Source organism: Cellulomonas citrea (genome assembly GCF_009829685.1).
Classification (GTDB): Bacteria; Actinomycetota; Actinomycetes; order Actinomycetales; family Cellulomonadaceae; genus Cellulomonas; species Cellulomonas citrea.
Genome location: NZ_VWSD01000155.1, coordinates 1 through 6,689 on the forward strand (window position 1 = coordinate 1; position 6,689 = coordinate 6,689).

Here is a 6,689-nt window from a genome sequence, read left to right on the forward strand (position 1 = left end):
CGCGACGTCGCGGCGGCCGCCCCCGACGCCGGGGAACCGGCCCGCCGGGCCCGGGCCCAGGTGCAGGCCGCCGCCGCGCAGTTCGACGTCGACCGCCGGGTCCGTGCGTGGGACGCCCGGATCGTTGCCGCCCGCGCCCAGGTGCTCGGCGCCCTGCCCGACGACCCCGCCGGGCTGCCAGCCGCACGTCGTCAGGCGCACACCCGGATGCACGCCCCCACCTCCCGGGCCCGCGCCGCGGCCCGTGCGGGCGACGAGGTGGCGTACGAGCGGGCCCTCGCCGACCTCGTCGCGCTGGCGCGGCCGGCGCGCACGCGCGCCACGACGCTGCGGCCGCTCGTGCCCGAGCCGGTGGCGCAGGAGGCGGCGGCCCGCTCCTAGGCTGGGCCGATGAGCGGCGCACCCGAGACGGCAGGCGCCGTCCGCCCCCAGGTCCGCACGGCGCTCGCACGCCTGGTCGCCCCACTCGGCGAGCTCGTCGACGTCGAGCCGCTCACCGGCGGGATGTTCGCGACCACGCACCGGCTCGCGCTGGCCGACGGCACCCGGGTGGTCGCCAAGACCGCCCCCGCGTCCGACGACCGGCTGCTCACCTACGAACGCGACCTGCTGCGCGCCGAGGCCGAGGTCTACCGGCTGGCCGCACCGCACCCCGAGCTGCTCATGCCGCACGTCCTGCTCACCGACTTCAGCCGGACGCTGCTGGACGGTGACGTCGTGGTCGCCAGCCATGCCCGCGGTGTCCCGGCCGAGCAGGGCCCGGAGCCCACCGCGGCGCAGCTCGCCGCCCGCGAGCGCCGCCTCGGGACGCTCATGGCGCACCTGCACACGCTGCACGGCGACCGGTTCGGCTACCTCGACCCGGCCACGACGCTGCGCGGGGACACCTGGCCGCAGGCGTACACCGCGATCGTCGAGGCGCTGCTCGCCGACGCCGTCCGCTGGGACGTCGACGTGCAGGCACCGGCCGTGCGCGCCGCCGTGGCCCGGCACACCGAGGCGTTGGCCACGGTCGAGCACCCCTCGCTCGTGCACGCCGACCTGTGGCCGGGCAACCTGTTCGTCGACCCGGACGACGGAACCCTCACCGGCGTCATCGACCCCGAACGGGCGTTCTACGGCGACCCGCTGTTCGACCTCGTGGGTGCCGCACCGTTCCGGCTCGGGCCGCCGTCGTCCGACCTGGTCGACGGCTACCGGCAGGGCGGCGGCGAGCTCCCGCTCGGCACCGAGCACGGCGAGCGCAGGTACGCCCTGTGCCAGCTCGTCATGGCGCTCCTCATGCTGGTCGAGGTCGCGCCGCGGGGGTACGCGGGGGACTGGCTGCCCGCGCACCTCGACGGTGTGCACGCCCTGCACGCCGCGGCGCTCGACGCGCTGGCCTGAGCCGCGGCCCGGGCAGGAGAACCCCTGCTCATCGGCTCAACCTCGCCCGAGGGTCGGCCGATGACATCCTCAGCGGATCCTCTCGGCGGCGCGGGCAGCGCACCGGCCGGGAACCTGCCCGGCCGGTCACGGGGGCAGCGATCCCACCACGAGGGGATGGGTCCGGTGACCGCAGAGACGCCGCAGGTCAAGGGTCTGAGCCGCTGGGCGGTGCCGCTGCTGGGGCTGCTGGCGGCCATCCAGGTCTCCGACCCGCTCATCGCCACCCTCACCCTGGTGAAGGCGTCGGACGAGCTCAACTTCTCGGCGTCGTTGCAGTCGCTGGCCGCCGGGATCTCCACGTTCGCCCTGGCCGCCACGGTGATCCCCAGCGGGGTGCTCGCCGACCGGCTCGGCCGACGCACCGTGCTCGCCTTCTCCGTGCTGCTGGCGTCGGTCGGGCAGCTGCTCACGGCGCTGGGGCCGGACGCGGCGGTGTACCTCGCCGGGCGCATCGTCACCGGTGTCGCGCTCGGCGCCACCTTCGCCGCGGCCTACGGGATGATCAAGAACGTCACCACGGCGGCCGACCGCGGTCCGGCGCTGGCCACCTTCAACATCGTCGCGGTCGTGGTCCCGCTCGTCGTGCTCGTGCTCACCGGGCCGTTGGCGGCGATCGACTGGCGGCTCGCGTTCGTCACGCTGCCGGTGGTGTCGGTGATCGCGTTCCCGCTCACCTTCGCCCTGCTGCCGTCCGTGCCGCGCAACGCCGGGGGGCGCGTCGACTACGTGGGCATGGGCCTCATCGCGGTCGGCATCGCCGGGATGCTCGTCGGGATCAGCGCCGCCAGCGGCGGGGTGCAGCGGGCCGCCTGCTGGCTGCCGGTGCTTCTCGGGGCCGGAGCCCTGGCCGTCTTCGTCCGGTACGACGCGCACACCGCCTCCCCGGTGTTCCCGGTGCGGCTGCTGCGGCACCCGGCGTTCCTCGCGGCCGCGCTCATGGGCGTGCTCTTCAACTTCGCCAGCTCGGCGACCAGCCAGATGACCGCGAACTTCTGGCAGTACGTCGTGCACCTGCCCACGGCCGTCATCGGCATCGCCGGCCTGCCGACCGTCATCGTCTCGGTGATCGCCTCGGCGGTCGCCGGCCGGGCGCTCAAGGCCGGCGTGGCCACGGTGAGGATCGCCACGGCGGGCTGCGCGCTCATCGTCGCCGGGTTCGCCCTCGCGCTGCTCGTCACCAAGGACTCCGGGTACGCGATCTTCGTGCCGATGCTCGCGCTCACCGGGTTCGGCATGACGCTCGTCGGGCTGGTGCAGTCCAGCCTGTTCCTCGGGCTGGCGCCCGCCCGGTTCTTCGGCGCGGTCACCTCCAGCCGGACGGCGTTCGGGCAGTTCGGCTACTCCCTGGGTCTGACCGGAACCACCGTGCTGGTGAGCATCTTCACGTTGCACGGGGTGAGCAGCGCCTCCAAGGGCGCGGTCTCCGGGGATGGCGCCTGGGACTCGATCACGTCCTACCTGACCACCGGCAGCACCACCGACGCCGGGCTCGCCACGATCAGCCACGCCACGCTCGCCGGCATCTACACGCAGGCGTTCGTCGCGACGTTCCTCATCAGCGCCGTGGCCGTGGCGGTCGGGGCGCTCGTCGTGGTCGTCGCGCTGCGCCGGCGCACGGCTGCGGTGCCCGTCGAGGAGTTCCTCGGGCTGGACCACCCGGAGCCCGCGCACAGCTGAACCCTGACCCGGCGACCGGGTCGCCCCGCCGGACCACGTCGTCCGGCACCAGCAGGAGGAGATCACCGTGACCGGAACGATCATCACCGCCAGGACCGTCCTCACCATGGACCCGGACGCACCGCGCGCGCAGGCGGTCGGCGTGCGCGACGGCGCGATCGTCGCGGTCGGCACCCTGGCCCAGTGCCGGGCGGCGCTGCCCGGCGCCGATGTGGTCGACACGGGGGCCGCGGCGCTCATGCCCGGTTTCGTCGAACCGCACAGCCACCCGTTCATGAGCGGGGTCGCCACCCAGGCCCCGGCGGTGTCCATCGCCCCGTGGGTGGCCCCCACCTGGGCGGACGTGCTCGACGTGTTCGCCGCCACCGCCGCCGCGAGCGACCCGGCGCTGCCCCTGCTGTTCAACGGCTTCGACGCGCTGCTGCACGGGCGCCCCGCACCCCGGGCGGCCGAGATGGACCAGATCTTCGGCGACCGCGTCGTCGTCGTCGCCGACAACTCCGGCCACGCGACCTACTTCACCTCCGCGCTCGTCCGGGGGCACGGGTGGGACGTCGCGCCCCCGGCCGACCCGGTCGGCGGCCACTTCGAGCGCACCGGCGACGGTGCGCTCACCGGCGTCTCCTACGAGGTGCCGGCCAACACCCTCGTGCTCGCCCCCGTGATGGCGGCCCTGGGCGGCAACCCGCTGCTCAGCGCCGCGCAGTACTTCGCGCTCATGGCGCGCGGCGGCATCACGTCGACCTCGGACATGACCTTCGCGACCAACCTGGTCCCCGGGTACGAGGCGCTCGCGTCCCTGCCCAGCGTCCCGCTGCGGGTGAGCATGTGGCACGTGTCCACCGACGACGACTGCGTCGAGAAGGTCACCTTCGCCGCCGGGGAGCAGCTGCTGGTCAAGCAGGGCATCAAGCTGTGGACCGACGGCTCGCCGTGGATCGGGAACGTCGCGCTGTCCTTCCCGTACCAGGACAGCCCGGCGACCGAGCACGCCGGGATCGACCCTGCCACGGCCGGCAGCCCGGCGTCGATGAACTACAGCCGCGAGCAGATCGACGCGATCCTCGACCGCTGCGCCCCCACCGGGTTCTCCATGTCCTTCCACTCCAACGGCGACCTGGCCATCGACCGGTCGCTCGACGCCTACGAGCGGGCGCTCACCGTGCACGGTCTGCTCGGCACCGACCACCGCTGGCGCATCGAGCACGTCGGCGGGGCGCGCAAGGACCAGTTCGAGCGGGCCGCGCGGCTCGGGGTGCACATGTCCATGGCGCCGTTCCAGTACTACTACTGGGGCGACCTGCTGGACGGCCAGATGTTCGACCACACCCACGGCTCGCACTGGCAGCCGTTCGCCGACGGCGTGGCCTCCGGGGCATGCATCTCGTTCCACAACGACGGCTCGGTGTCGCTGCCCACCCCGGTGCTCAACGTGCAGACCGCCGTCACCCGGCGCACCCGCAGCGGGGCCGTGCACGCCCCGGAGCAGCGGATCGACCTGGACGCCGCGCTGCGCGCGCACACCATCGACGCCGCGCGCACGCTGCACCGCGACCACCTCGTCGGCTCGATCGCGGTGGGCAAGCTCGCCGATCTCGTCGAGCTCACGGCCGACCCGTACGAGGTCGCCCCCGACCACCTCGACGAGAAGGTCAAGGTCGCCGGCACCTGGCTCGGCGGGCGGCGGATCGACCTCGGGGAGTTCCTCGCGGCGGCCCGCGGGACGTCGCCCGCCTGACCGGGGGGTTGGGCTCGGCGGCTGACCCGCGACCGGTCAGCCCAGGTGGTCCACCAGGTCGGCGGCCAGGCCGGTGTACGTCGCGGGGCTCAGCGCCTGCAGCCGGGCGGCCACGTCGTCGGGCAGACCGAGGCCGCCGATGAACTCGCGCATCTCGTCGGCCGTGAGGCGGTGCCCGCGGGTGAGCTCCTTGAGCCGCTCGTACGGGTTCGCCATGCCCTCGACGCCCGCGACCGAGGCGGCCCGCATCGCCGACTGCACGGGTTCGGCGAGCACCTCCCAGTTGGCGTCGAGCTCGGCCGCCAGGGTGGCCTCGCTCACCGCGAGCCCGGACAGCCCGCGGCGCACGTTGTCGATGGCGAGCAGCGAGTGCCCGAACGCCGGGCCGATGTTGCGCTGCGTCGTGGAGTCGGTGAGGTCGCGCTGCAGCCGGCTCGTCACGAGGGTCGACGCGAGGGTGTCGAGCAGGGCGCTGGACAGCTCGAGGTTGGCCTCGGCGTTCTCGAACCGGATCGGGTTGACCTTGTGCGGCATGGTCGAGCTGCCGGTCGCCCCGGGCACCGGGATCTGGGTGAACACCCCGCGCGAGATGTAGGTCCACACATCGGTCGCGAGGTTGTGCAGCACGCGGTTGAACCGGGCCACGTCGGCGTACAGCTCGGCCTGCCAGTCGTGCGACTCGATCTGCGTGGTGAGCGGGTTCCAGGTGAGGCCCAGGTGCTCGACGAACGTGCGGGACACCTGCTGCCAGTCGGTCCCCGGCACCGCCGCCAGGAACGCGCCGTACGTCCCGGTGGCACCGTTGAGCTTGCCGAGGAACTCGTCGCACGCGATGCGGGTGAGCTGGCGGTGCAGCCGGTGGGCGAGCACCGCGAGCTCCTTGCCCAGCGTCGTCGGGGTGGCCGGCTGCCCGTGGGTGAGGGCGAGCATGGGCTGCGCGCGCTGCTCGCGGGCCAGCGTCGCGACCTGCTCGACGAGCTGCGTGGCCGCGGGCAGCCACACCTGCCAGACGGCGCCGCGGACCATGAGCGCGTAGCTGAGGTTGTTGACGTCCTCGCTGGTGAGGGCGAAGTGCACGAGCTCGCCGACCTCGGCCAGCACGGTCTCGCCCAGCTGCTCGGGGGCGGCGGCCAGGCGGCGCTTGAGGAAGTACTCGACGGCCTTGACGTCGTGGACGGTGACCTTCTCGATCTCGCCCAGCTCGGTGACCTGCTCGGGGCCGAAGGTGGCGACGACCTCGCGCAGGTAGGTCTGCTCGGCCTCGCTCAGCGCGGGGGCCCCGGGCACGGCACCGGTCGAGGTGAGGTGGATGAGCCACTCGACCTCGACGTGCAGGCGCTCGCGGTTGAGCGCGGCCTCGCTCAGGTGGTCGACCAGCGGGGCGACGGCGGGGCGGTAGCGCCCGTCGAGCGGGCCCAGGGCGATGGGCGGGACGACGTCGGCCAGGCTCACACGTGCGGGGGTCGGCATGGGGCCATCATCGCGCAGACCGGGTGGCCGGCGGGGCCCGATCCCGACGGGCGACCCTCCCGCGAGCCGTCCCCAGCCCGCGGTGCGCGCGGCGGTGGGGTGCGGGGCGACGACGTCCGTCCGGATGCCGTGGACGTCCGGCCTAGCGTCCCCGCCCATGACAGCTCCCCTCGTGCAGGCTCATGCCGACCTGCTCGCCGCCCACGACCTCGTGCTCGCCGCTGGGACGGCGCTGTCGTCCGGGCCGGTGACCTGCACCGGCCCGGTGAGGCTCCCCTCGGAGCCCGGTGCAGCCAGCCGGTCTGCCAGATGACGGTGGTGTTGCCGGCGGTCACGCCCTTGTCGATGATCCGGGCGTTGAGGTTGGGCAGGTACA

The 6,689-nt window shown here is 74.0% G+C and carries 4 protein-coding genes and 1 pseudogene; 4 read left to right on the plus strand and 1 reads right to left on the minus strand.

Annotated elements, in window-relative coordinates; genetic code table 11:
• From F2B26_RS13640 to F2B26_RS13655, 4 genes and pseudogenes are all read left to right on the plus strand, one after another.
• A pseudogene (locus tag F2B26_RS13640) lies at window positions 1-381 on the plus strand (hypothetical protein); the annotation flags it as partial.
• Between the two features lie 9 nt (window positions 382-390).
• Entirely contained in the window at window positions 391-1,386 is a 996-nt protein-coding gene (locus tag F2B26_RS13645) for a phosphotransferase family protein (RefSeq protein WP_159810275.1), read from the plus strand.
• A gap of 165 nt (window positions 1,387-1,551) precedes the next feature.
• Window positions 1,552-3,105: an MFS transporter gene (locus F2B26_RS13650; RefSeq protein ID WP_159810277.1), complete on the plus strand. Its 1,554-nt coding sequence runs from the start codon at window positions 1,552-1,554 to the stop codon at window positions 3,103-3,105.
• Between the two features lie 67 nt (window positions 3,106-3,172).
• Window positions 3,173-4,843, plus strand: coding sequence for an amidohydrolase (locus F2B26_RS13655; RefSeq protein WP_159810279.1), 1,671 nt, complete (start codon window positions 3,173-3,175; stop codon window positions 4,841-4,843).
• 36 nt (window positions 4,844-4,879) lie between these two features.
• On the opposite strand, the gene purB is transcribed toward F2B26_RS13655, so the two are convergent.
• Window positions 4,880-6,313 (minus strand): adenylosuccinate lyase, encoded by a 1,434-nt coding sequence (gene purB / locus F2B26_RS13660; RefSeq protein WP_159810281.1) that lies wholly within the window; start codon window positions 6,311-6,313, stop codon window positions 4,880-4,882.
• Between the last annotated feature and the right edge of the window lie 376 nt (window positions 6,314-6,689).